Raw genomic sequence first — 25,333 nt, 5'->3', positions numbered from 1 at the left:
GCACCAACCGCAAAGCCCCCTCTGCCGGCGTGTCATGCACCACCACCCCATGCCGCCTGTACCGCTCCACCACCTGCGCATGCGGGTGCCCAAAACTATTGTTGCGCCCCCGCGATATCAGCACCCCACGCGGCGCCGTGGCACGCATGAAGGCCTCGCTGGAAGAACTGCGGCTGCCATGGTGCGGCGACTGCAGCCAGTCGATGCGTGGCGCTTCGGTCGCCGCCAGCCAGGCACGCTCCGCCCCTGCCTCCATGTCGCCGGCCAGCAACAACCGCTCGCCCTGCGCCTCGACCAGCAACACACAGGAGCGGTCATTACTGCTGCGCCCATCCGCCCAGCGCCACAGCGAAAAACCCACGCCATCCCATTCCCATTGCTCGCCACTGGCACAGGGTTGCAACTGAACATCATCCAGCGCTTCCCCACCGATAACCCGCTCGACCGGCAAACCCCGCTGTATCGCCCCAGCACCGCCGGCATGATCAGCGTGGGCATGGCTGATCAGCATCACGTCCAGGTGACTCACCCCCAACTTGCGCAAGGTCGGCAACACCACCCGCTCCCCCAAGTCGTAGTCGCCCCTCGCCGGCCCGGCGTCATAGAGCAGATTGTGATGCCGGGTGCACAACAGCACCGCCAAGCCTTGGCCGACGTCCAGTTGCCAGACCTCCACCTGCCCGAAAGGCACCGGCTCGCGCGGCACCCAGAGGGCCAACAGCATCACCCCGCCCAACCCTCGCAGCGGCACACCACGGGGCAGCAGCACCAGCAAAGCCCCCAGGCAGACCAGCAGCCAGGCCCATAGCGGCAGGGCTGGCGGCACCCATGCCGGGCGTTGCTGCGCAACCAGCGCCAGCACCCGAAACAGCACGTCCAGCAAGCCACCTGCCAGCCACAAAAAGGCCTCCCCAGCCTCACCCAACGGCAACAGCAAGGTGCCCAGCAAGGCCAACGGCAGTACCGCCAGGCTCACCCATGGCACCGCCACCAGGTTGGCCAGCGGCGCACTCAGGCTCACCGGCAAGCCCACGGCCAGCAGCACCGGCAACAAACCGATGGCAATCACCCACTGCGCCCGCGTCCAGGCCTGCCATGGCCGCCATGCCCCCAGGCGGGCACTGAAGCAAAACACCAGCGTGGCCACGGCGCCGAACGACAGCCAGAAGCCCGGAAGCAGCGCCGCCAGCGGCTCGACCAGCAACACGGCCACCAGCGCCAGCAACAGTGGCAGGAACGCCCCCAGGTGCCGAAAACGCAGCCGCCAGAGCAACACCACGGCCAGCATCAGGCAGGCACGCTGCACCGGCACCCCCGCGCCGGCCAGCCAGCCGTAGGCCAGTGCCGCACCCATGGCCAGCGCGCACGCCGAGGGCAGCCATGGCAGCCGTGCGGGCCACAGCCCCCAGCGGGCCAACCCGGCGACCAGGCCATAGAGCAAACCGGCGACCAGGCCAATGTGCTGGCCGGAAATGACCAACAAGTGCACCGTGCCGGTGGCCTGCAACGTCTGCCAATCTTCCCGCGCCAGGCCGGCCCCGTCGCCGAGCACCAGGGCCACCAGCGCGGCCTGCCGGCCGTTGGCATCGACCGCCAGCAAGCGCTGGCGCAGCGAGTCCCGCCACCCATAGCTGGCCGGCGCCAGCAGCTGCCCCGCCTTCACCGTACCGGTAGCGCCGACCCGCCGGGCCAACAGCTGCGCTTCACGGTCCGGCCCATGCGGGTTCAACAACCCGGCCGGGCGCTGCAAGGTCACCGCCAGCCGCCACTGCTCGCCGGCCCGTACCGGCGGCCCGTCGAACCAGCTGACTTGCAGGCGTTGTGGCAGTTCGGCACGGCGCGAACGGGCGGCCTCCAGCTCGAAACGCACACCGTGCGCCGTGCGCGCCGGCAAGCCGACCACCCGCCCCTCCAGCCACAAGGTGCGGCCATCCAAAGCGGCCGCCAGCCGGTCATCCAGGGCCTGCTGGGCAGACCAGCTGGCCCAGCACAGCCCCAACAGAAAACAGCCCAATGGCCACCCGCGGGTGAACAGGCAGACGCCAGCGCAAGCCGCCAGCACCCACAACCACCCGTCCGGTGGCAATGCAGGAAGAAAGCCCAGGCACAGCAGCCCGAGCGCAAGCGCCAACATCCCTGTGCGCATGAGGTAGAGCTCCAGAAGCGAAATCACCTTCTGAGGCATAGCCCAATTGCCGGCACGGCTTGCTCAACAATTGTCACAAACTCTGAACGAGGCTGAGCGGGAATAAGGGCATACTGCCCGGGTCAACGCTCCGGGAGCCTACATGCCGCGCCGACTTTTCAAACGCTACATGCCGGACCCGACCAGTATTCGGGAACACAAGTCCTTACGCTTTTTCGGCAAGTTGCTGCACGACCCGAACCTCTGGCACCTGAACCGCCATTCGGTGGCACGGGCCATGGGCGTTGGCCTGTTCGCGGCACTGATCCCGATGCCGGCGCAGATGCTGCTGGCCGCCGCGCTGGCCATTCCGGTACGCGGCAATCTGCCGATCGCGGTCAGCCTGGTGTGGTTGACCAACCCACTGACGATGCCGCCGGTGTTCTTCGTCACCTACATGACCGGCGCCTGGCTGATGCAGGTACCACCGCGCACATTGCCTGACGAACTGACCTTCGAGTGGATCACCGACCAGCTGTCGACGCTGTGGCAACCCTTCCTGCTCGGCTCGGTGGTGTGCGGCGTGGTGCTGGGCATCCTTGGCTACTTCGGCACCATGCTGTACTGGCGCTGGTGGGTGGGCCGGCAGTGGCGGCGGCGCCAATGCCGGTGCAAGGCCTCAGGCGCGCATGCCGCGGCCGCTGACCAGCAGGCGCACACACAGCAGGTAGAGCACCGCGGTGGCCACCAGCATGAAGGTGATCGCCGTGCCGATGCTGATATCCGACACCCCTAGGATGCCGTAGCGGAACGAGTTGACCATGTGCAGCACCGGGTTGGCCAGCGACACGGTCTGCCAGAACGGCGGCAGCAGGTTGATCGAATAGAACACCCCGCCCAGGTAAGTCAGTGGCGTCAGCACGAAGGTCGGGATGATCGAAATGTCATCGAAGTTGCGCGCGAACACCGCGTTGACGAAGCCCAGCAGCGAGAAAATGGTCGCGGTCAACAGCACCACGGCCACGGTCACGCCCAGGTGGTGCACCTGCAGGTCGGTGAAGAACATCGACAGGATGGTCACGATCACCCCCACCGCCAGGCCACGCAACACGCCGCCCAGCACATAGCCGACGAGAATGATGTGCGGCGATACCGGCGACACCATCAGTTCTTCGATCGAGCGCTGGAACTTGCTGCCGAAGAAGCTCGACACCACGTTGCCATAAGAGTTGGTGATCACCGACATCATGATCAGCCCGGGCACTATGTACTGCATGTAGGTGAAACCACCCATGTCACCGATCTGCCGGCCGATCAGGTTACCGAAAATCACGAAGTACAGGACCATGGTGATCGCGGGCGGCAGCAGGGTCTGCGGCCAGATGCGCAGAAAACGCCGCACTTCACGGTAGACGATGGTGTTCAGGGCGACCCAGTTGGTACGCAGTTCCACACTCATACGGCCACCTTCGACAGGTTTTTTTCCACCAGGGACACGAACAGCTCCTCGAGTCGGTTGGTCTTGTTGCGCAGGCTTTGCACTTCGATGTTCTGCAGGGCCAGCTGGCCGAACAGCGCGGTAATGCCGATGTCCTTGTCCACCTGCACTTCCAGCGTGTGCGGGGTCAGCAGCCGGCAAGGGTAGCCTTGCAACACCGGCGCCGTGGCCAGGTCCTGCTTGAGGTCGAGGACGAAGGTTTCGACATGCAGCTTGCCCAGCAACTGGCGCATGCTGGTGTTCTCGACGATGGTGCCGTGGTCGATGATGCCGATGTTACGGCACAGCTGCTCAGCCTCTTCCAGGTAATGGGTGGTGAGGATGATGGTGATGCCCTTCTGGTTCAGCTCGGTGAGAAAGCTCCACATCGACCGGCGCAGCTCGATGTCCACCCCGGCGGTAGGTTCGTCCAGGATCAGCAGGCGCGGTTCGTGAATCAGCGCGCGGGCAATCATCAGGCGGCGCTTCATGCCACCAGACAACGAACGCGACTGCACGTCGCGCTTGTCCCACAGGCCCAGCTGGGTCAGGTATTGCTCGGCGCGCTCCTTGGCCAGTTTGGGCGGGATACCGTAGTAGCCGGCCTGGGTCACCACGATATCGAAGGTTTTCTCGAACTGGTTGAAGTTGAATTCCTGCGGCACCACGCCCAGGCAGCGCTTTAGCGCGGCGGGCTCGCGGTCCAGGTCATGGCCGAATACGTTGACCGTGCCGCTGGTCTTGTTCACCAGCGTGGACAGGATGCCGATGGTGGTGGACTTGCCGGCGCCGTTGGGGCCGAGCAAGGCGAAGAAGTCACCTTCGGCAACGTCCAGGTCGATGCCCTTGAGGGCCTGGAAGCCGTTGCCGTAGGTTTTGGTGAGCTGTCGGATGGACAGGGCAGAACTCATAGCGGGTCACTTACCGAAGAATAAGGTGCAGGACACGCCAGATAACGTCACTGGCGCAGTGAGTGCGGCCAATGGTGCAAGGCCTGGCCGCACAAGTACAGTCATGTGTATTGATAGTGACTATCGAAACAGCCGTGGTGTTCGATTCAGGTCAGCGCCGTCATCACCGCAGCCTGGTAGGCCGGGCGTGCCTTGAGGCGTGCGTACCACGCTTCCAGATGCCGCATGGCCGGGCGCTCGATGGGCAGCTCGAACCAGGCGTAGGCGAAGCACCCCAGTGGGATGTCGCCCATGCCGATCTGGTCACCGGAAAGATACGGCTGCTGGGCCAGGGCAGCATCGGCCATCGCCAGCAGCTCGGCACAGCGCTTGTGCGCAGCGTTGATCGCCACCCAGTCGCGCTGGTCTTCCGGGGTACGCAGCAGGCCCCAGAACAGCGGGCGGAAGGGGGTTGCCAAGGCTGATGTGGTCCAGTCCATCCACTTGTCGGCCAGGGCGCGCTGGCGCGGGTCTTCCAGGTACCAGCCTTGCTCGGCGCCGTACTCGGCGCACAGGTAGCGGACGATGGCGTTGGACTCCCACAGGACCAGGTCGCCGTCCTCCAGCAGGGGCACCAGGCCATTGGGGTTGCGCGCGCGGTAGTGCGGCTCGTTGACCACGCCGAAAGCGCCGCCGGCGTCGATGGACGCGAAGTCCAGGCCCAGTTCGTGGGCAATCCACAGCGCCTTGCGCACATTGCTCGAATTCTTGCGGCCCCAGATCTTCAGCATGGCAACGTCCTTATGAATGTGGAGGGCTGCACAGTCTACTCCAGAGTTTTCTCGCCTGTACCGGCCTCTTCGCGGGCGCGCCCGCTCCCACAGGCGTCTCACCCGTCTCGAACCCTGTGATACCCCTGTGGGAGCGGGCGTGCCCGCGAAGAGGCCGGCACAGGCTGAAAATATCCTGAAACTCCCACCGCCACACCCTGTCACTGTTCTGACCCTGCCGTTCACGGCGTTACGTCTAAGCTGTCTGGGACGGTTCAAGCTCCCCTGGTTCCAAGGAGGACCGATTATGTTGCTGTTATGGTTGGTAGTGCTGGTGATCGGCGCGGCATACCTCACGCACCGGCGCCTGGCGCCCCTGCAGATTCTCGGCATCGTGGCGGCCTACGTCCTGCTGATGAGCATTTTCAGCAGCGCCCCCGGCTGGCTGCTGGCGCTGATCTGGATCGTGCTGGCGTTCAAGGTGGCCGTGGTGGCGCTGCCCGACTGGCGCCGCAAGGTGTTCACCGGCCGGGTATTCAACTGGTTCCAGCGCACCCTGCCGCCCATGTCGCAAACCGAGCGCGAAGCGATCGACGCAGGCACCGTCTGGTGGGACGGCGAGCTGTTCAGTGGCCGCCCCGACTGGCGCACCCTGCTCGCCTACCCGGCACCGAAGCTGACCGAGGAAGAACAGGCCTTCATCGATGGACCGACAGAAGAGCTGTGCGCCATGGTCAGCGACTGGCAGATCGGCCAGGACCTCGACCTGCCGCCCGAAGCGTGGGCGCATATCAAGTCGAACGGTTTCTTTGCCCTGATCATCCCCAAGGAATATGGCGGTAAAGGTTTCTCCGCCTATGCCCACTCCCAGGTGGCGATGAAGCTGGCCACCCGCAGCGGCGACCTGGCCTCGACCGTGATGGTGCCCAACTCCCTGGGGCCCGCTGAGTTGCTGCTGCACTACGGCACCGATGAGCAACGTAACCACTACCTGCCGCGCCTGGCCCGTGGCGAAGAAATCCCCTGCTTCGCCCTCACCGGCCCATTGGCCGGCTCCGACGCTGGCGCCATGCCCGACACTGGTGTCATCTGCAAAGGCCAATGGCAAGGCGAAGAAGTCCTCGGCCTGCGCCTGAACTGGGAAAAGCGCTATATCACCCTCGGCCCGGTCGCGACCCTGCTGGGCCTGGCCTTCAAGGCCTACGACCCGGACCATTTGCTGGGCGAGCAGGAAGAACTGGGCATCAGCCTGGCCCTGATCCCCACCGACACCCCCGGCGTCGAAATCGGCAAGCGCCACCTGCCGCTGGGCGCTGCCTTCATGAACGGCCCCAACAGCGGCAAGGACGTGTTCGTGCCGCTGAGCTTCCTGATCGGTGGCCAGGCCATGCTCGGCAAGGGCTGGATGATGCTGATGAACTGCCTGTCGGTGGGCCGCTCGATTTCCCTGCCCGCCGTCGGCACGGGTGCGGCCAAGTACACCAGCCTGGTTACCGGCCAGTACGCCACTATCCGCGAGCAGTTCAATGTGCCGCTGGCGGCCTTCGAAGGCATCCAGGAATCCCTGGCACGCATCGGCGGCAACGCCTGGCTGATGGACAGCGCCCGCCTGCTCACCGCCAAGGCCGTGGACCTGGGCGAAAAGCCCTCGGTGCTGTCGGCGATTCTCAAGTACCACCTCACCGAGCGCGGCCGTGAATGCATCCAGCATGCCATGGACGTGCACGGCGGCAAGGGCATCATCATGGGCCCGAACAACTACCTGGGCCGGAACTGGCAGGGGGCGCCGATCTTCATCACCGTCGAGGGCGCCAACATTCTCTCGCGCAACCTGATGATCTTCGGCCAGGGCGCCATCCGTTGCCACCCGTTCGTGCTCAAGGAAATGGCCCTGGCCGGCCGCCAGGACCACGACCAGGCACTGCGCGAGTTCGACGACCTGTTGATGCAGCACATCATGTTCGCCGCCGGCAATGCGGCCAGTACGTTCATCCACGGCATCGGCCTGGGTCGTTTTGAGAAGGTGCCGGGCGATGCCTTGAGCCAAGGGTATTTCCATGCACTGAACCGCCAGGCTGCCGCGTTCGCGATGCTCGCGGACCTCTCCATGATGCTGCTCGGCGGCGCGCTGAAGCGGCGCGAACGTTTGAGTGCGCGCCTGGGGGATGTGCTCAGCCATCTTTACCTGTCCAGTGCCGCCCTGAAGCGCTACCACGACCTTGGCTCACCCGAGCATATGCGGCCGCTGTTGCGTTGGGCCATGGAAGAGAGCTTGGGCCAAGCGGAAAAGGCCCTGGATAGCCTGCTCGACAACTTCCCGAACCGCTTCGTCGGCTGCGCCCTGCGCGTGCTGGTTTTCCCATTCGGGCGCCGTCACACCGGGCCGAGCGATGAACTGGACGCCGAGGTGGCTGCACTGATCGGCCGTCATAAAGGCGACCCAGCGCTGGAAGAACTGCTGGCCGGCTGCTTCAGGCCCCAGGCTGAGGGAGACCCGGTAGCGGCCCTGCAACGGGCCTGTGACTTGCTGGGTGAAGCGGCCCCCCTGCAAAAAGACGTGCACCAGGCGCTCAAAGATGGCCGAGTGCGGCCCGCGCCCGGGCAATCGACCATAGAGGCCGCCGTGGCGGCGGGTGTGCTGCAGTCGACCGAGGGGCAACGGTTGCTGGCAGCCGAGGCAGCACGGCGGGCTGTGATCGACGTGGACGCCTTCGACAAGGAGCAGTTGTTGCCCGAGCCCGGCAAGGTCCGCTAGACCGGAGCGGCCCATGGCGGGCCGCACTGTCTCCAAAAGACATGATCTGGCGTATACTCCGCGACCGTTTCAACGACACCGAGGACCGCCCCATGGCCACCCCCAATCTGGAATACCACCTGCAACTGCTGAACCACCTGCGCACCATCCTGGTGGCTTTGAGTGAAGCCGAGCAGGTACCAGAGGAAAGCCACGCTCTGTTCCTCGAACGCTTCGACGAACTGCTGACCCTGCTGCCGCAAGACCCGCTGGAAAGCCAGTACCTGGGCCAGGACCTGATCTGCCAGGTGATCCAGCGGTACCCGCAGATCGCACACTTGGTGCCCCGCGACCTGCTATGGTTCTTCGGCGGCGATTGCCTGCATTACATGCCCGACGAAGAACTCGATCTCTATCAGCGCCTGGAAGAACTGCGCTACGAAGCTGAACGCAGAGGCGAACCCTTCGACTGGAACCTGCAGAAACGTACGCTTGGTTCGCCCGACCTACCCCACTGATGCCACGTTTCCCCGGTGACACTGTGTTGAAGCGTCCCCGGGAAACTGCCCTTCGCGAATAGAGCATTATTTCCTACGCGCTCTTGTCCCATTACTTACCGTTATTCGCGGTCTTCCTACATTCGCCCTATTCGCCCGTCCATAAACTGTTCGAGTTCCGGAAGTGCACTGCTCACTCGCGATCCGGAACCTGCGGAGCTCACGCAGCCACCTGAACTTTATTATGGACATCACGATGAAAAGACTGCTTTTCCCGCTGGCCCTCGCACTGGCGAGTACAACCGTTTCAGCGGCGACGGAAACCGGCCGCATCGACTTCACGGGTTACATCTACGCTGGCGGCACCTGCCCAATCGAGGTGGTAGAGCCGGGCATGGGCGTCCTGCCTTCCGTTTCCATGGGCAACTTCCTGCCCAAGCACTTCCCGGTAGTGGGTACCACTTCACCGGAAAAGGCTTTCGCACTGCGCATTACGCCCGACGCGACTTGTACGCCCAGCACCAAAGCCAAGGTCACTTTTGAAGCTTTGCATGGCGTAGTGGGTGGCGACGAGCTCTACGGGCTGCGCCGGGGCGACGGCACAGCATCGGGCCTGGGCGTACTGATCAAGGATCAGAATCACAACATCCTCAAGCCCGACATGGAGTCGGAAGAGTACGACATTTCTCCGTCGCAACCTACTGACATGCAGTTCTATGCAGCTTACCAATCGACAGAAACGGTAGTGACCGAAGGCCTCGCAGAGGCCCGCGTCAATTTCTCGGTCGAACTGCCCTGACGATTCACTCCAGGTGCCGCCCGCGCACCTGGAGTTTTCCGCTACAACCTCACCTCGAACGGTCTCGACATGAATGTTCTGACGTCAGGCAGGCGCTTGCTGTGCGCTTGTCTGTTGCCGCTCGCCCTGGCGCCTAACGGTGCCCAGGCAGCGCTCACCATCAGCACCACCCGCATCGTCTACGATGCTCATCAACGCAGTGCCTCGGTAGTTGTCGCCAATCCCTCGGCGCAGCCTTATGCCGCACAGGCTTGGGTCAACACCGAGGCTGACGACACCACTACCAGCGTGCCGCTCGTCACCACCCCTGCACTGTTTCGCCTGAACCCCGGCCGAGAGCAGACCGTGCAGATCAATGGGTTACCCAATGAGTTACCCCAGGATCGCGAGTCGCTGTTCTTCTTCAACCTGCAGGAAGTCCCACAAGCCGACCCGGACTCGGCTGCTCGCAATACGCTACGCATCGCCCTGCGTACACGCATCAAGCTGTTCTACCGGCCCACCGCCATCGCCGGGAACCCGGCACGCGAGCTGAAGAAGCTGGAGTTCTCCACCGTGCAGGAGGGCGGCCGCCGCTACCTGCAAGTACGTAATCCCACGCCTTATCACTACGTGTTCAGCCGGTTCGAGCTGCAGCTTGCCGACCAGCGTCACCCGCTGCGTGAGGCCGACATGCTGCGCCCGCTAGAGACGCAACGCTATGCAATACCGCGCCAACTCGGCACGAGTGGCCTGAAGGTCACCGTTACGTTCATCAACGATTACGGTGGCCTGACCCCGCCTCTGACCCTCCCCGTGCAGGACGCTATCTGAGCGTAGCGAGTCGCCTTCAGGAATGGAACACATGAACCCATCACCAACCTGTCCTGACAGCGAGTCGGTGCGGCGAGCGCTGCTCGCGCTCAGCTGTCTACTGCCCCTGCTCGTGCAACCGGGCAGAGCCATCGCTGCACCTTTCGAAGCCGGTTTTCTTCGCCAGGACCCCCGCCAACCTGGCGCCAGCGCCCTGGCGCTCGGCGCCTTGAGCGATGAACAGCAACTACCGCCGGGGCGTTACCGGGTGAGGCTGATCGTCAATCTAGAGGACATCGGTGAGCACTTGCTGACGTTCGAAAACGATGCCCGCACGCAAACGCTCGAAGCCTGCCTCCCCCCGGCGCTCCTGGGTGAGCTGGGGTTGCGCCTGGATGCACTGGAGGATCCGACGGCCACCAGCCTCCAGTGCCTGGACCTGCCGGGCGTAGTGCCCGGCGCGCAAGTGAACTTCGACAGCGAAAAGCTCCAGCTATCGCTGTCCATACCGCAAATCGCCTTGCGCCGTGATGTGGCAGGCTATGTCGACCCTCAGCGTTGGGACAGTGGCATCAACGCAGCATTCGTCAATTACCAGGCCTCGGCGCGACGCAGCGACGGCTACCAGAGTAGCCAGTACAGCCAGGACCTGTACCTGAATACCGGTCTGAACGTGCAGGGCTGGCGCCTACGCAGCCAGCAATCCTGGCGACAAGACAGCGGCAGCGGGGCACACTGGGACAGGACCAATACCTTCGCCCAGCACGACCTGCCCGGGACGTGGGGAGCCGTGACCCTGGGCGAGTCGTTCACCGACAGCCAAGTGTTTCGAAGCATTCCCATGCTCGGTGTACGCGCGAACGCAGACCAGGACATGCTGCCGGATGCCCTGCGCAGTTATGCCCCTGTGATCCGCGGCGTCGCCCAGAGCCGCGCCAAGCTGGAAATTTGGCAGAACGGTTACCCGATCTACTCCACCTATGTCAGCCCTGGCCCCTATGCCATCGACGACTTGAGCGTAGGAGGTACTGGAGAACTGGAGGTGGTGCTGACCGAAGCTGATGGGCAGGTGCGCCGCTTTCAGCAACCCTATGCCAGCATCGGCAACCTTCTACGGCCTGGGGTCTGGAACTACAGCGCCGCAGTGGGGCGCTACAACCCGCCCGACAAGTTCGATACCCCGGTATTCTGGCAGGCCGGCCTGGCCATGGGCACACCTTGGCGCTCGTCGGTGTACGGCGGGATGATGTCCAGCACCGGGTATCGCGCAGTCGCGCTGGGCGTGGCGCGCGACCTGGGCGAGCTGGGGGGGCTTTCACTGGATGTGACCCACGCCAGCAGCGAGCTGCCAGCGCCGCACCGCGACCTGCAGGGCCAGAGCTATTCGATGCGTTACAGCAAGAGCTTCGGCGCCGACACACACCTGCGCTTCGCCGGTTACCGCTATTCCACCCAAGGGTATCGGGACTTCGACGAATGGGTCCGGCAAGGCAGCAATGAACGCAGCTTTCTCGGCAGTCGTCGCAGCCGCCTCGAGGCCTCGGTTTACCAGAAAATCGGCAAAGGGCACTCGATCAGCCTGAACCTGTCGCAGCAAAACTACTGGCAGCGCCAGGACGTACAACGTCAGTTCCAGTTCAATTTCAGCGGCTATCATGGCTCGCTCAACTACAACCTGTATGCTTCGCAATCCCTGGCCAGCGCCGGCTCACACAGTGACCGCCAAATCGGCCTGAGCCTGTCGATGCCCTTGGAGTTCGGCGCCACCCACCGGCTGTCGACCGACGTGTCGTACAGCGCCAGTGGCAGTAGCCTGCGCACCTCACTCAGCGGCCAAGCGGGACCGGAGCTAGGCTATAACGCCAGCGTTCAGCGTGATCAGCAGCGCAATGACACCCTTTCACTGGCCTTGGCATACCAAACACCGCACGCCAGCCTCGGTGCAGGAGGCGTGCTTAGCGAGCGGTACCGTAACGTATCGGTAAATGCCAGCGGCGCCGTGCTGCTGCATGAAGACGGCCTGGCTTTCGGCCCCTACCTGGGAGACACCATGGGCCTGGTACAGGTGCCAGGGATCGCCGACGTCGGCATACGCCAGGGTGGCGCAGCCCGTACCGACGCCAACGGCTACGCGCTGATTCCTCACCTGCGCCCCTACAAGCCTAATGCCTTGGTACTGGATACCGACCAACTCGGGGCGGATGTGACCATCGAAAATGCCACAGCCCAGCTTGTGCCACGGCGCGGAGCGGTGGTCAGGCACCGCTTCGAGGCCCGCCGCATCAACCGCATGGTGCTGACCCTGCACAACGCCGACGGCCACGTGCTGCCCTTCGGCGCACAACTGCTCGACCACTCGGGAGAGGTAGTAGGCATGGTCGGCCAGGGCGGGCAGCTATTGCTGGCCCTGGATGAGGGTGAGCACACCCTGACCGCGCACTGGGGCGAAGACGACCAACCACGCTGCCAGGTGCAACTGAACCCTGCTGGCCTGCCCATTTCGGACGGGTACCGACAGCAAACCCTAACCTGCAACTGACTCACCAGCCTTGGTCGGTCGCCCACGGGTTGACCGCCAGACAAGGATATCCAATGTTCAGCCCCCGCAATACCCTCGCTATCACCACGTTGATCTGTACGCTCGGATTCCTGCCGCACGGCCAAGCAGCGCCAAGCGCAGATTCCTCCTTTTGTACCGTGGCGCTTCCCGGGCCTATTCCCATGACCTATCACCGTGACCTGGGAACCTTGCACGTGCCGCGCGACGCCCCGGTCGGTACGGTCATCGGCCAACTCGACCCTGAAACCTGGGAAAGGACCGACGGCGCAAGGCTTACATGCTTTCATTTTGGCGACGGCGCCTACATGCGCTTGCACCTCAACGCGAGCGTGCCCATTGTCCCACACCCGTTGCCACCGATCGGCGGTGAACCCTCAGATGGACACATTCTCGAAACCGGGATTGACGGCATAGGTGTGCGCATCCGGGTCAAGAGGCCGCTTGACGGCGTTATATCCAGTAGCTTCATTCCAGAGAACGGTGACACGCGTGTGCCTTACGTCGCTTACAGAGATACCGACAACGGCCTTGTCGGAACAATACTGGGCCTCCTTTACACACAGATCACCTTCGTCAAAACCGGTGATATTGCACCCGGCCCCCACCGGATCGCCGCCAAGCAAATGTTCAATGCCGTCCTCGATTTCAATAACTTCGGTGAAGCGTTCAAGTTCCTGGTATCGGCCACCATCGTCCAGGCCGAGTGCAGTATCGTCGGCGACGCAGTGAGCCCGAACCCCGTGGTGCTTGGGGAATGGCAGAAAAGCGACTTCACCGGACCAGGGTCGCGCACCACGACCGTACCCTTCACGATCGCCTTGACAGGTTGCGTTGCCGACCCTGGCGGCAATAGCCGGGTGACTCTGCAATTGGACCCGACCAACGGCTCGCTGGCAGACCCGCGCCACCCCGGCGTTTTCAGCATGGGCGCTGGCGCGGACGCCGACGGCGTCGGCATCCAGGTGGTCAAGAACGACAGCTCGCCCTTCCCCCTGGAAGTCGAGCACGACATGCTGCCGCTCAGCTCGGGCGACATGCGCCTGGACTTGGGTGCCCATCTGTTCCAGACCGAGGACACCGTTATCCCTGGCGCTGCCAGCGGCGCGCTGAACTTCACCCTGCGCTACCGCTAGCGTGCCACACCGCGATAGGTTCAAGCCGGCCCAGAGGTGCCCGTCAGCACGTCCTGAGCATCGTAGTGGTACTGGTGATTGGCCTGGCCATCGACGACTTCACGCAGACGGTTCAGGCCATCATAGGTCAGCGTGCGGCCTGCCTCGTCGCACGTCATATTGCCATTGGCATCGTAGGTGAACGACACAGGTGGCAGCACCGACCGATCTGCAGGGTAATGGGCCAGACCGGTCAGCTGTGCCGGATCCAACGGGTTTTCGAAATTGTACAGGGTCCTGTGGATCTGGCCTTCGGCATCGGTGGTGGTCACCATGGTAATGTTGTCCAACTCATCGAGCATGAATGCCTGCTGCGCGATCACATTGCCCCATGGGTCCTCGGGGGCCTGCAATGCAGGCTGCCCCCCCTCACCCTTGCACTGGTACACCGTCAAACGGTTACGAAGGTCGTAGGTAAAGAACTCATCGCGCAGTACCGTGCTGCCTTCGCACAACGTACGTTGCACCAAGTTATCGATGTCGTTGTACACCTGCGTCAAGCTCTGCGTCAGGCCACCGCCGAAGTCGAACGTACGTAAGACCTCTCGATCGAACTCGTCATACATCAAGGTCGTCACCAACTGCTGGTCGCCGTCTTTTGTCGTGATGGAATGGGTGCGTCCGAATGCGTCGTAGGTGAAGTCCGCCGTGGTGGAGCCCAGGGTCGTCCGGGACAAGCGGCCGCTCTCATCATAGCGATAGGTCTGCACGCCGCCGAGAACGTCCTGATAACTCGTCAGGCGCTCCTTGACGCTATAGCCGTACTTCATGGTGAAGGTCTGATCATCGCCGTTCGCGGCTGGCGCAGTGTAAGTCCGTGTTTCGTCCTTCACTTGCCCGGTACTGTAATAGCTGCGCACGACTGTCTGGTCCCCCGCGACGCAACTCAACAGCCGTCCATTCTGGCGATCGTAGTCGTAGATGTCCTGCGCGTTCGCCTGCCCTGCTCGATCGGTTCCCGCCGGAGCGATAATCCTGCTGACGGGCTCATCGACAAGCGTTGGCAGGTAGTCGTATTCCACCAAATCGCCGCTGGGCATGGTCACGGTTTGCGGACGCAGTTGGCTGCCGTTGTACGTGTAGGTTTGCAGTCGGCCGCCAGTGGTGGAGGTGCTCATCCGCCCCAGGCCATCGAAGCTCTGTTCGCCCAGTGTCTTGCCATTGATCGCTATGGAGGTTGGCAGGTCGTCGGCACTGTGCGAGGCATAAGTACGGACGACAATGTGATCATACGGCAGCTTATGCTCGAGCAAGCGGTCGAAGACATCATAATGGTACTGGTTGACCCGTGTGTCGATGACCTCGCGGGTGTGGCGCCCCAACCCATCGTAGCTGTCTTCCTGGATACTGATCGTGTTGCCCTCGATGTCTTGCCGTTCGGTGCGTACCTCTTTGTCGAAAAGGTTCAGCCAGGTGACCGTCACGCCGGACTTGAGCCACTGACGGGTTCCGTCCGAAGCCACCGCCTCGACCTCGTCCCAGGCCCGAGTGACCACCCCGTCGTGCTCAGCGACCCCAACCGGGTCGGTATAGGCATAATGGTGCACCCGGTCTGGCCCAACCGTGCAGCATCGTTGCCCCCAGTCGTCATGACGGTATGTGGTGCGCAATTCCAACAACTTGCCGTCTACCCAGTCGATGTCTTCTTCCGCTATTTGTTCTCCCAGCGCGTTGAAGGCAGCGCGATAGGTCGGATGCAGGTCACCACTGCCATCAATGAGCGCATCGACGTCCTCACGCAGTTCAGCGATCACCCGGTTCAAACCGTCGAACTCGCTGCGGGTGACCACCGACTTGACGTCAAAGCTTACTTGGCTGGCCTGCTCGCCGGCAGCGGCACAGAGCTGGTACTGGTAACGCCGACTGGCTTGCTCGGGCCGGTCGGGCGCGACAGTCTCGCAGGTGACCCGGTGCAAGGCGTCGTATTCGTAGCGTATTTCGACATCGTTGTCGTCGCGCGTCAGCAAAGGCTCGTCAAGCACTACCGAATGCTGGGACATGATGGTTCGGGTAGGCGAGTGCTGATCGTCGCCCTCCAGCGAACCGGTCAGGGTTTCCTGGACCTGGAGCACGGTATTGCCCAGCAGCGCGGTCTGGCCAGCAGTGTAGGGTTGCTGGCTATACGCATACCGCGTGGTGAGGTCGCCACCTTCCATGCGCTGAACCTTGCGCCGCGGTCGAGCGTATGTCCAGCGTTCGGCGGGGTCGGTCTCGTACTCGTAGGTCATTTCCTGCCACTGCCGTTCAGTGTCGGCCGGCAACATTTCCACCAGGGTCTCGCTGTCGAGTGCATACCACGGCGCAAGCTCCACGCCCGCGTCGCCATCATTGCCCAATGCCGCCAGCGTCGCATAACGGTAACGGCTTACCAGGACGCTGGCCGCCCCCACACCGTTTTCGGCCGGCACCACGGTCTTCTGCTTGAGGTCTCGGGCGAACCCTTCAGGGTCGGCGTCATGCCCGTCCTGATCCGACGCGTCATACCACTGCTGCAGCGTCTTCACCCCAGTGGCATCGACCTGCTCCAGCAGGTTGCCGAACCCGTCATACCGTGTCAGGACGCTCTGTTCACGGCGCACAGCCGATTGTGAATGGCGCCACCAGGCCTCGGTACTCCGGGTGGGCAACTGCACATTGGCCGGTTGCTGGGCGAACTCGATCATGTTGCCGTCACTGTCGAGCTGCACGTTGTACACCGTACTCGAGCGTTGAACACTGTCGTTCTGGACGGTCTGTGTACTGGTTTGCAGGTGGAACTGATCGAACGCGCGGGTAATGGTGCGCACGGGCTGGGCCACGCCTTGCTCATCGGCGACATACCAGGTTTCCACCGACCCGTATGCATAGGTGCCGACATAGCGGAACAGGTTGTCCAAGCCATCGTCCTGCCAGGTCACAGGCAGCCCGTTACCGAGGAAATTGTGCTTGTCAGGTCGGCCAGGGTCGAGTTCGTAGCCGTAGCGCTTCTCGATCGTGGGTTGCTCGAATCCGGGGTGGACCAAATGGTGCGTGACCCGAGGGAGCGAGGTGCGGGCATTGCCGGGAAACAAATGGCCTTCGTCTTCGTAGCGCAACACTTCAAGGGCGCCCGTCGGGGTCTGCACCTCGACGATGCACAGCAGGTCGCGCACGGTTTCGTAGCGCAAGCGCCAGGAAGCTTGTTCCTCGGTCGGCAGTATGAGCCGTTCCACTTGCCCATCGCCGCCCAGAAGCAACGTGAATGCCGTGCGGGCCTGTGCGTCTTCCAGGTTGGGAAAAGTCGTGGCGGACAGCGCATTCCCTTCTCGCTTGATCTGCAACACCACCTCGCCATCGTCCTGGGTGACCGATGCCAACCGCGGGAAGCCACCAAAGTCCTCGTAGTACAGGCGTATGCCATGGCCTTGCGCATTGTAGATTTCCACGGGCACGGCAAGGTTGCGGGCGCCTTGCGGCTTGAGCACTTCGACAGCGCCCGATTTGTGCACGATACGATAGCCTCCGTTGCCGTGCGCGTAGAAATGGAACGTTTCGAGTTTCTGCTCTTTCATCACCCAGGGTTTGCCGGCGGGTTTGCCAGTGACCTTGTAGCTTTCACCGGTGGCCAGCGAGACGACGTCCGTGGCGGGGTTGAATTGCGAAAGCCGCAACGTCCAACCCTTGCCGAACCCCGAATCGACGGTATTGAGCGGACTGTAGAACAACGGGAACTCGAACAGCGGCCCCTGCAGGAAATTGCAATTGAGCCCGGGCAAGTTTACCGAGAATGTATATTGGCCGGTGCGTGGGTCGACACCGGAAGCGAGGTAACTCATGAAGTTGAAGGCGTTCGAATGAACGGCAGTGGAATCGGTCATGTTGGTATCTCCAGAAAGGGTTGTGCGTGCGACCAGTCAATAGAGATGGATTGACACACAAGACAATTTCCCTTTGATTTTTCCTTGATTATGAACATAGCTCATGCGACGCAAACCCGCCTTGACAATTCCACTCGGAGGCACATGTTCCAAACCAGGAATTTCTATCCACGCCGTAGACACAGGGTCTTTATACGTCTTTAATTTGAAATACCAATCCGGTGTGTTTGTCTCTCTACATTTAGCCTCTGAGTACAAGCCGATCTCGGCCGATGACGGCACGTTGTTAAGCTTGAAGAAAGTCATCTGATCATTCTTGCAGGTATTAGTACTAGCATCTTTGAAGTCAAAGATTTGTTCGTATTGAGTTACTTCGACGTTAATTGAACACCGATCCCCGCCGGGGCCATTGGCGCTGTCCCACTTTTCGGCGAATTCGATATTGCCGGCAAACGCTGTATCGAGTGTCAGCAGCCCCAATATCGCCAACATGCAGCTTGTACGAAGTTTCATTATACCGTTCCTCTCGAAGTGGCCCGCATCACGCTCTGCGGAGGTGGCTCGACTTTGAATTCCACCTGATTGCGCCGCCCAACCTGAGTGGGCTGCCCGTAAGACAGACGCAGATAGTGGGCATTGCCGTCCTGGTCTACCAACTCGACGCCTAGATCTTTATTGACGACAGACAGGGCTTGCGCATTGAATGCAAAGTCGTCATGCCTGAAGTTGACGATTACCAACGTGCCGTCCTTGAAACCAGTCAGGTTTACCGTCTGATCGAAGTCCCAAATCACTTTTTCCACATAAGGTCCCAGGCGGCTGTCATACTTTATTTCAAGTGGCGGCGGGCCACTGCCTTCCTTTTTTTCCAGGCGGTCGCGGAAAATCCAGCCGGTATAGCTGGCCATCACCTCGTTGTTGTAGCGGCTTTCCCAGGTCAGCAGCGAGCAGGGCGGTGTTACCACTGAATCTTTGGCGTAGTCAGCGAGCCAATAGAACTTGCATGTCTCGAAACTACCCTGAGCGTACTCCAGACGAAAGTAATCCTGGGTCCGCAGATGAAAGTCGAAATTGTCCTCTTCCGGGTCGCCCGGGGCCGCTGACCCGCCCTCGACGCGCCAACGCGTCATGCTGTAATGCTCCTCTTTGAAAATAGGGCGTGGTATATACCTGAATGTGAACGAGACGTTATCAAGGGCCTTGTCTGTCGAAACAAACTCGCCGCCCCCATCCTTATCCAGAACCAAGTTGAACTCGGCACTCGGGGCGTTCTCGTAGCGTGCGTGCAAATAGAGCGTTTTGAAGGTAACCCCCTCGTCCGCGTCGGCCAAACGCGTATGACCCTGCCCGCCTTGGGAGATACGGAACCGATTGGGCGTGGTGCGCGTTGCGTACAGAGACGTAGAGCCGCTCTCGATGCCTTCGACCTTCTCATCCAACAGGTCGATGTCTATCCCCGACCGGCGATCGCGCAAGCGGATGCTGGCGATTTCCGTAGGGCTGAGCCAGTAGACCTCGTCTCCAGAAACCGGCTGAACCGGCTTCACCTTGATGTCTACCTGCAACTGGTGGTAACCGTTGGCGAATGCGCGTCCCTCATGCGTGCTCCCTACACCGCCACTGAGCGTTACCTGAAACATCGTCAGATCTGTCCAGCTCTTTTCCGGTTCCAGGCTCGAGACCGTCACCACCGCGTGCCCACCAGGGTAGCTCACACCATTCTGAACAAACGCCAGCGCTACCACATCCGTGGCCGCGAGCAAGCCGGCGGGCGCGGTGTACTGGCCCTGAGCATCGAGTACGCCATTGCCCAGTGCGCGCCAACGACGTTCGGCGCTGGGCAACCAAGTGGCATCGCCGTGCATGAACGTGCGTTGCTGGCCTGGCTTGATCGCGCCTTGTTCGCTGGAAGTGATGCGGGCCGGCTGATAGCTGTTGTTGAGCACCACGCCGAGGCGCTGCTTGCCTTCGGCGTCGACAGCGATCTGTTGCAACGCCACGTCGTGGGTTATGCCCGCAGCAGGTTCGAATTTCGCTTGCCGTGCCTCTGGCACCAAGGTGCCCAATGCAGGCTCCAGCAAGCGCCAGGACAAGGCACGCTCATCGGTACGCGAGGCGTTCAACATCACCGGCTCCAGGCCACCAACGGTCTTGTACAGTGCAGGCGCGAAGGCGACCGGCTGGTGCTGCACCAGCAACCGGGCGCTGGCGGTGCGTAGAACCCCGCCTTGCTCGTGCTCGGCAGTGATCACCACGGTCAGGCAGTTGTGGCCAATGGCCTCTACGTCGGCGGCCTGGTACAAGCCCGGGCGGCCACTCACGAACATGCCATCCGCCTTGCGCTGGTGACTGCGCAGGCTCATCGCCGTCCAGCGCGTCGCTTGTAGCGACGCGCCATCGGCATCATGCAAGGTGAACTGAACCGTCTCCCCGGCCTGTAGCGTTCGAGTCGCCGGGGATAAGGTCAACAGACTACGGTGTGGCGCGATGTCGCCAAACACGATCAGATCCCTGGGTGAAGCCCGGTCGACCTCCTGGAACACCTGACCACCAGGAAACAACAGGCTGCTGAGTACATCGAGACGGTCGCCGGTGACATGCTCGAGCATCTCCCGCTGGACCAGCAGCGACGCGGAATACCGTTCACCATCGTCATCGTCAGGTATGAGGTAGGGGAAGTCGCGGTCAGGCTCGAGTCCATCTGCATCGTTGCCTAGCAGCTTGATGAACACCAGCACCGCCCCAGCCCCATAGTTGTTCGCACCCAGCAGTTGCGCCCCGGGCGCGGCCTGGGTACGAATGATGAAATGATCCGGTGTCAGCGGGCTCACCCCTTGAAGGTCGATGATGCCCAGGTCGAACAGGGTGCGTTGCCGAGGTAACCCGGCGAACCAGCTAGCGAGCCGGGGGTTCAACGCCTCGGCGAGCTCCCCTTCGTACAGATTGCTGGCAAGGCGGGTACCTTGGGACAGATCGAGCACCACGCGCCCGCGTTGGTCGACGATACCTTGCACCTGGGTCAACTCGATGGCCATCTCCAGGGTGTAGCCCATGCTTTCGGACAGCTCATACCGGGCCAGTAGCTCCCCAGTACCACAGTATTCGAGCACCTCACCGCCAATGATGTTCATGGTCAAGCTGGCCTGAGAATCATCGAGCGAGGCCGTTTCGAAGGACAGCCTCGGGGTGCCGAACTCGATCATGACCAAGGCGATGCGCTTGTCCGCTGCCTGGAATTCGAGTGAGCAGGGCGGCAAGAAGGTAAGCGTTTCCAAACGGCTCAAGTACTGCTGCTCCAGCGCCCGATTGAGCCGAGCGCGGCTGAACACCGAGACCGCCCCCCAGCCGCGGGTACTCGGACCTTGCAGCCGAGCGATAATGTCGTTACGTGAATTACTAAGCATGTCGATGGCCTCGTGTCATTTGCGGATCATTGCTGCCTGTGACGTTTGCCTCGTGCCAGACGAGCTGCGACAGCAGTGCCGAGTGGGCCGAAAGCGGTAGTGGCAGAATCGAGTAGCCCTCAAAGGTGCCGTACTCGGGTTGCTGATAGCTGGCGGCGACCAGGACGTAATGCTCGACGGCCAACGGATCGCCCGCGTACATGCCCTGCTTATCGATAGAGCCAGGGCCACCTAGCGGCAGGTGCCACGTCACTTCATCCAGCAGGGTGCCGTTGAAACGCGCCTCCAGTTGCACACGGCCGTCCGGTTGCAGCGGGCCGAGGGCGATGTCGAGCAGCGGCTGGCGCTGCTCCACCAGCATGTGTACCTTGCGGCTTACTCCCCGCCCATCGCTCACGACGATTTCGTCGATCACCCACGCCTTTTTGGGATCGGGGCTACCTGCGGTGTAGGTGCAGAAGGCTCCATCGGGGGTCGGTTCGAGGTGGCCTGCTCCTGGCCCTGCGTCCTCGATAGACCAAGCCAGGTTGCCGCCGCCGTTCGATGCCGCGCTCAACTGCACTCCATCCCCTGGCTGCAGCACCCTGATCAAGGGATTGACGCTGATCCCTTGGGGCAACACGGTAACCAGGACGTCGCTCGTCTGCTGGGTAACCCTATCGGTCGCGGTGACCATGATGCGTGTGGCGAGACCGCCCATGGCATTGAGGCTTGGCGCGGTATAGGTGCCAGTGTCGGCATCGATACGCCCCCACTCCCCCGAACCGCCGGGCAACCCGGTCAACCGCCAATGCAGCGTGGCGTCAGCGGGCTCGACCGTAAAGGTATGTACATCTCTGGCCTTGAGCACCAGCGGTGCATCGACAATCCGTAGCGTTGAGCCCTGTGCCCGCAAGCTACCGAACACCGCCGGGTTGATCGCTGACTCAACCCGCTGGGGCACCGGTTGGCTGGCCTCACCCACTGTGAAGTCCTGCAGTAACTGCTCGCCGATATGCGCCGTCAGGTGGGGGGCCAACGCGTTGTAGAAGGCCTTGTGGATCGAATACGCCACCGCCTCTTCAATTTGTGCGCGCGCCTCCATGGGCAGGTCGGGCGGCAGCCCACCGGTGAGCTGGACCACCGGTGTACCAATGGCCGAAGTCTGCAGTTTGCCCTCGGTCATGAAGGCTGAATCACTTGCCAGCCCCAATACGAAACGGTGAGCCAGCGTCACCGAGCCTGTCAGCGACAGGCTGCTCCAGGACGAGCTTTCGCGCGGGCGGTATTTCAATGACAACGAGAACGACTGGCGCCAGGCCTGCTCGCTCGCCGGCGCCGAAAATGTCGCTCGTAGGGTTTGGGCCTCTAGATCGAAACCGTCGAGCTGAAAGACAAACGCTTGCGAGCTGTAGTCACTGCCAGGGACATGTAGCCGGCCTGCACGCGCCGAAAGCCCCTCGAGCTTGCCACCCTCGCCTCTCGTCCAGGAGAAATTGCCATCAGGAATCAGCCCCAAAATGGCCTCGGCAAACGCCACACGTTGCAGAGTGGCCAGCGATAACAGACTGGTCACCTGCTGCGGGCCGGCGAACTCATCCGGTAGCAGGAAAGGTAACGGGGCACCCGGCAGCTCACCGTTGGCTCCACTATCGAGCGTCGACCACAGCACGAGCGCCATGCGCTGCTCATCGTCGCTGCGCTGCAGCCTGGCGACCATATTCTTGCCAGCACGCAACGGCTTGTCCGGCAAGGGGCGGATGCCGGCCAGCAGGAAGTAACGCTGTGCATCGCTCAGCTGGGCGAAATGGCGCTGGAAAAACACCCCCCCCCAGCGTACCGTCGACCGAAGAGCCCATTCCTTCTATGAAAAAGTCGTCACCGCTCGGTAGGTCGAGCTGAAGCCTGCCGTCAGCAGCGACCAAAGTATGGTCGGATCTCAAACGCAGGCTGTCCAGCGCATCGTAATGGGCCAATTGACGGATACCGCGCAGGCGCTGCAGCATGACCACGGTGCCTTCCACCTGCAGCGTCACACGCGCCACTGGCCGTGCTTCGGAAACGATGCTCAGGTCCAACTGTGGAGCCGCCAGGCGCACATCATTCAAGTTGTATGAGAGATCGGTATGTTCGATGTCGAACTGGCCGTTGATCTCGTCGATGGCATTCCCTTCGCGCCAACGCAACAGATACCCCTGGTGCATCGAATCGTTGAGCCCCCGGACGTCCAGGGCATGGACGAAATCCCACTTGGCCAAGTCTGGATAACGGCCCATCCACTCTAATATTGCCTCTACGGTATGTACGGACATGCAGATAGTCCTCTTACTTGGTTATGGATCTGATGGCGATCAGGGACGACACCCTGCCTGCCATATCGAAGCCGCTACGACATCAGGGTCAGGGCTAGCGCTTTGAACGGTTTGAAAGAAGCGCCCTCGTCGAAGCTCACACTGCCCCGAACCTGGAAACTCTGGTTCAATGCCAACTCACTCAGTTGGGCCTTTTCGAACTGGGCAACGATTTCCCCAGCCATTTCCTCCTCGTCGCTGACGGCCACCTTGCAGCGCGGGTAGAAGGTTTTGGAGGCGCTACCGACGAGTCCGTGAACTTCAAGGGTGACCAGTTGATCGACAGCCATGCCTTTCCAGTAGGGAACACTTAGCTCCAGCCCCTTGTCTGGCACCTTCGCCAGCGACACAATGCCGTTCTCGACCGGTTGGCACTGGATGCTTGGGAGGCGCTCTTTGACGGTGTCCGCAACGTGAAGCCGATAGGCGTCGGAACTGCCCAGGTGTTCCGCCCCCAAGCTGACCGAGCAAGAAACCTCTACGACCCGGTCAAGATTCGGCAGTATCAGGTCGGCTGGGACAGGGCAGCGCCTCTGGCCTCTCGCTAGCAGAAAGCTTCGCGAACCCGCCTCGGTGAACCCCCGCCAGTGAGCACTGAGTTCGGCTCCGACCGGCAGGTCTGAAAGGTCAGGTATCAAGATGGCCGAACCGAAATTCAGCGAATTCCAGCCGTCGATAGAGCCGTCGTACTCTCCGCCGTCGTCGCCAGGCACGGCGTCTTCCACGCTTGGAGTGGGCAATTTCAGTTGGGTCCTGATGTCGATGATCAGGTCCTGCGAGCGGCTATCGTAGCCACCCCGTGCGCACTGGTATGAGAGCACCACCTTGTCGCCACGATGGTCACGCACCCACTGCCCATCGAGACTGAATGCAAAGAACTGGCTGTCCACTGACGTAAGGTCCAGCCGCATGCCGAGCGCCTCGCTGGTCCCCGAGGCGTACTGCAGAAGCAGAACCACGCCATCTCTGTCGGACATGCCATCATAGGCTGCGAACTCGAGGGTGATACCTTCAGGGTAAGCATCGGGGTCGATGATCACCGTGCCGTCGGCACCAGGGGGAACGTCGCGCACCCGTGGCGGGGGCAGCAAGTCCGGCAGGCCAGGGTCGCTGCTCTCTACTAGCAGCGTTTGCATGGGCGAATCGCTGAAGCGATTGTTCCCCACATAAGCGATGCGGTAGCAAACCTTCAAGGCCAGGCCGATCCCGGTCGCGAGGATCGAATGGGGGAATAGCAAGCTGACTACACGGTCTATGTCGTCAGGCCCCACCGTGTGGCCAATGGTCCCTTTCTGGACTTCTGAATCATTGTCGGGGAAGACAAGCGACCACGAGCACGTGAGCTGGTCCCCTTCACTCATTGCCTGATAGGGCAACAGCAGAAGGTGCGCATCCTGGCCGCCCAGATCATCGACCACCACGGTCAAGTCATGCGACTCCATGAGCTGCGCTACCGGTATGCCGCCCTGTGCCGGTAATTCACGGTTGACATAGAAAAACCGCCGCAATGACGCTTCACAGGTTTCGCGCGGGGTGCCTACCCGGGTATACGCAGCGTAAGCGTAGAACACCCACCCGCCTTTCAGGCCACTGAACCTCCCTGCCGGGATGAGGCAGTGATAGCACCCTTGGTCATCCAACTCATCTACAGCCAATTGCACTTGAAGGTGATCCGAAGGGCTGCCGTCGGCTGCACAGCCGCGAAGATCGATATCGAGCTTGTCACCTTCGACAATGCCCGGATAGCAGATCAGTGTGTCGAGCATTTCACCCAATGCATCGGCATCGAGGCTGTTGTTGGCATCGAGTGCCGGAACATCAGGCATCGGTAAAAACGGCATGGGGAACTCCATCGATGAGCGCTACTGAGGTCTCAGAAGCTCGCAATGGAACCTTTTTTACCCCTGCCCCACCCACGGGGAAACTGGCAAATATGCTAGGTGGCAC

Annotated in this window: 16 protein-coding genes and 1 pseudogene; 7 read left to right on the top strand and 10 right to left on the bottom strand. The window is 61.9% G+C overall.

Annotated elements, in window-relative coordinates:
• Positions 1-2,146: DNA internalization-related competence protein ComEC/Rec2 (locus GYA94_RS13960; RefSeq protein WP_161892517.1), on the bottom strand; the 2,146-nt coding region annotated here is incomplete at its 3' end.
• A 142-nt stretch (positions 2,147-2,288) separates the two neighbouring features.
• On the opposite strand from GYA94_RS13960, the pseudogene GYA94_RS13955 reads away from it, so the two are divergent.
• A pseudogene (locus tag GYA94_RS13955) lies at positions 2,289-2,795 on the top strand (DUF2062 domain-containing protein); the annotation flags it as partial.
• 9 nt (positions 2,796-2,804) lie between these two features.
• Here GYA94_RS13955 and GYA94_RS13950 read toward each other — a convergent pair.
• The 3 genes from GYA94_RS13950 to GYA94_RS13940 all read right to left on the bottom strand — a co-directional run bounded on the left by GYA94_RS13950 (position 2,805) and on the right by GYA94_RS13940 (position 5,283).
• Positions 2,805-3,584, bottom strand: a complete 780-nt coding sequence (locus GYA94_RS13950) for an ABC transporter permease (protein ID WP_009681883.1) — start codon at positions 3,582-3,584, stop codon at positions 2,805-2,807.
• Positions 3,581-4,513 (bottom strand): ABC transporter ATP-binding protein, encoded by a 933-nt coding sequence (locus GYA94_RS13945; protein WP_009681882.1) that lies wholly within the window; start codon positions 4,511-4,513, stop codon positions 3,581-3,583. Before GYA94_RS13945 ends, GYA94_RS13950 begins: the two co-directional genes overlap by 4 nt.
• Positions 4,514-4,659: 146 nt before the next feature.
• Complete coding sequence (locus tag GYA94_RS13940; RefSeq protein WP_110679737.1) at positions 4,660-5,283, bottom strand: glutathione S-transferase; 624 nt, start codon at positions 5,281-5,283, stop codon at positions 4,660-4,662.
• 286 nt (positions 5,284-5,569) lie between these two features.
• Here GYA94_RS13940 and GYA94_RS13935 point away from each other — a divergent pair, with 286 nt between their 5' ends.
• The 6 genes from GYA94_RS13935 to GYA94_RS13910 all read left to right on the top strand — a co-directional run bounded on the left by GYA94_RS13935 (position 5,570) and on the right by GYA94_RS13910 (position 13,777).
• Complete coding sequence (locus tag GYA94_RS13935; protein WP_110679735.1) at positions 5,570-8,017, top strand: acyl-CoA dehydrogenase; 2,448 nt, start codon at positions 5,570-5,572, stop codon at positions 8,015-8,017.
• Positions 8,018-8,109: 92 nt separating this feature from the next.
• Positions 8,110-8,514, top strand: coding sequence for a PA2817 family protein (locus tag GYA94_RS13930; protein ID WP_110679739.1), 405 nt, complete (start codon positions 8,110-8,112; stop codon positions 8,512-8,514).
• Between the two features lie 235 nt (positions 8,515-8,749).
• Complete coding sequence (locus tag GYA94_RS13925; protein WP_110679738.1) at positions 8,750-9,292, top strand: fimbrial protein; 543 nt, start codon at positions 8,750-8,752, stop codon at positions 9,290-9,292.
• Between the two features lie 69 nt (positions 9,293-9,361).
• Positions 9,362-10,105 carry a fimbrial biogenesis chaperone gene (locus GYA94_RS13920; RefSeq protein WP_110679734.1) on the top strand — a complete coding sequence of 248 codons (744 nt, stop codon included), beginning with the start codon at positions 9,362-9,364 and terminating at the stop codon, positions 10,103-10,105.
• A gap of 31 nt (positions 10,106-10,136) precedes the next feature.
• Positions 10,137-12,623 carry a fimbria/pilus outer membrane usher protein gene (locus GYA94_RS13915; protein ID WP_161892516.1) on the top strand — a complete coding sequence of 829 codons (2,487 nt, stop codon included), beginning with the start codon at positions 10,137-10,139 and terminating at the stop codon, positions 12,621-12,623.
• A 53-nt stretch (positions 12,624-12,676) separates the two neighbouring features.
• Positions 12,677-13,777: a fimbrial protein gene (locus GYA94_RS13910; protein ID WP_161892515.1), complete on the top strand. Its 1,101-nt coding sequence runs from the start codon at positions 12,677-12,679 to the stop codon at positions 13,775-13,777.
• Positions 13,778-13,797: 20 nt separating this feature from the next.
• Here GYA94_RS13910 and GYA94_RS13905 read toward each other — a convergent pair whose 3' ends face one another.
• The 6 genes from GYA94_RS13905 to GYA94_RS13880 all read right to left on the bottom strand — a co-directional run bounded on the left by GYA94_RS13905 (position 13,798) and on the right by GYA94_RS13880 (position 25,227).
• On the bottom strand, positions 13,798-17,652 hold the full coding sequence (locus GYA94_RS13905) for an RHS repeat domain-containing protein (protein WP_161892514.1): 3,855 nt from the start codon (positions 17,650-17,652) through the stop codon (positions 13,798-13,800).
• Between the two features lie 36 nt (positions 17,653-17,688).
• On the bottom strand, positions 17,689-18,165 hold the full coding sequence (locus GYA94_RS13900) for a hypothetical protein (protein ID WP_161892513.1): 477 nt from the start codon (positions 18,163-18,165) through the stop codon (positions 17,689-17,691).
• Complete coding sequence (locus GYA94_RS13895) at positions 18,165-20,855, bottom strand: hypothetical protein (protein WP_146226865.1); 2,691 nt, start codon at positions 20,853-20,855, stop codon at positions 18,165-18,167. The genes GYA94_RS13900 and GYA94_RS13895 overlap by 1 nt, the downstream gene beginning before the upstream one ends.
• 193 nt (positions 20,856-21,048) lie before the next feature.
• Positions 21,049-22,773 (bottom strand): hypothetical protein, encoded by a 1,725-nt coding sequence (locus tag GYA94_RS13890; RefSeq protein WP_161892512.1) that lies wholly within the window; start codon positions 22,771-22,773, stop codon positions 21,049-21,051.
• Positions 22,724-23,347, bottom strand: a complete 624-nt coding sequence (locus GYA94_RS13885) for a hypothetical protein (RefSeq protein ID WP_161892511.1) — start codon at positions 23,345-23,347, stop codon at positions 22,724-22,726. Before GYA94_RS13885 ends, GYA94_RS13890 begins: the two co-directional genes overlap by 50 nt.
• Before the next feature lie 74 nt (positions 23,348-23,421).
• Positions 23,422-25,227, bottom strand: a complete 1,806-nt coding sequence (locus GYA94_RS13880; protein WP_161892510.1) for a hypothetical protein — start codon at positions 25,225-25,227, stop codon at positions 23,422-23,424.
• Positions 25,228-25,333: the final 106 nt, after the last annotated feature.

The organism is Pseudomonas juntendi (assembly GCF_009932375.1).
GTDB lineage: Bacteria > Pseudomonadota > Gammaproteobacteria > Pseudomonadales > Pseudomonadaceae > Aquipseudomonas > Aquipseudomonas juntendi.
This window is presented reverse-complemented; position numbering and strand designations above follow the sequence as displayed.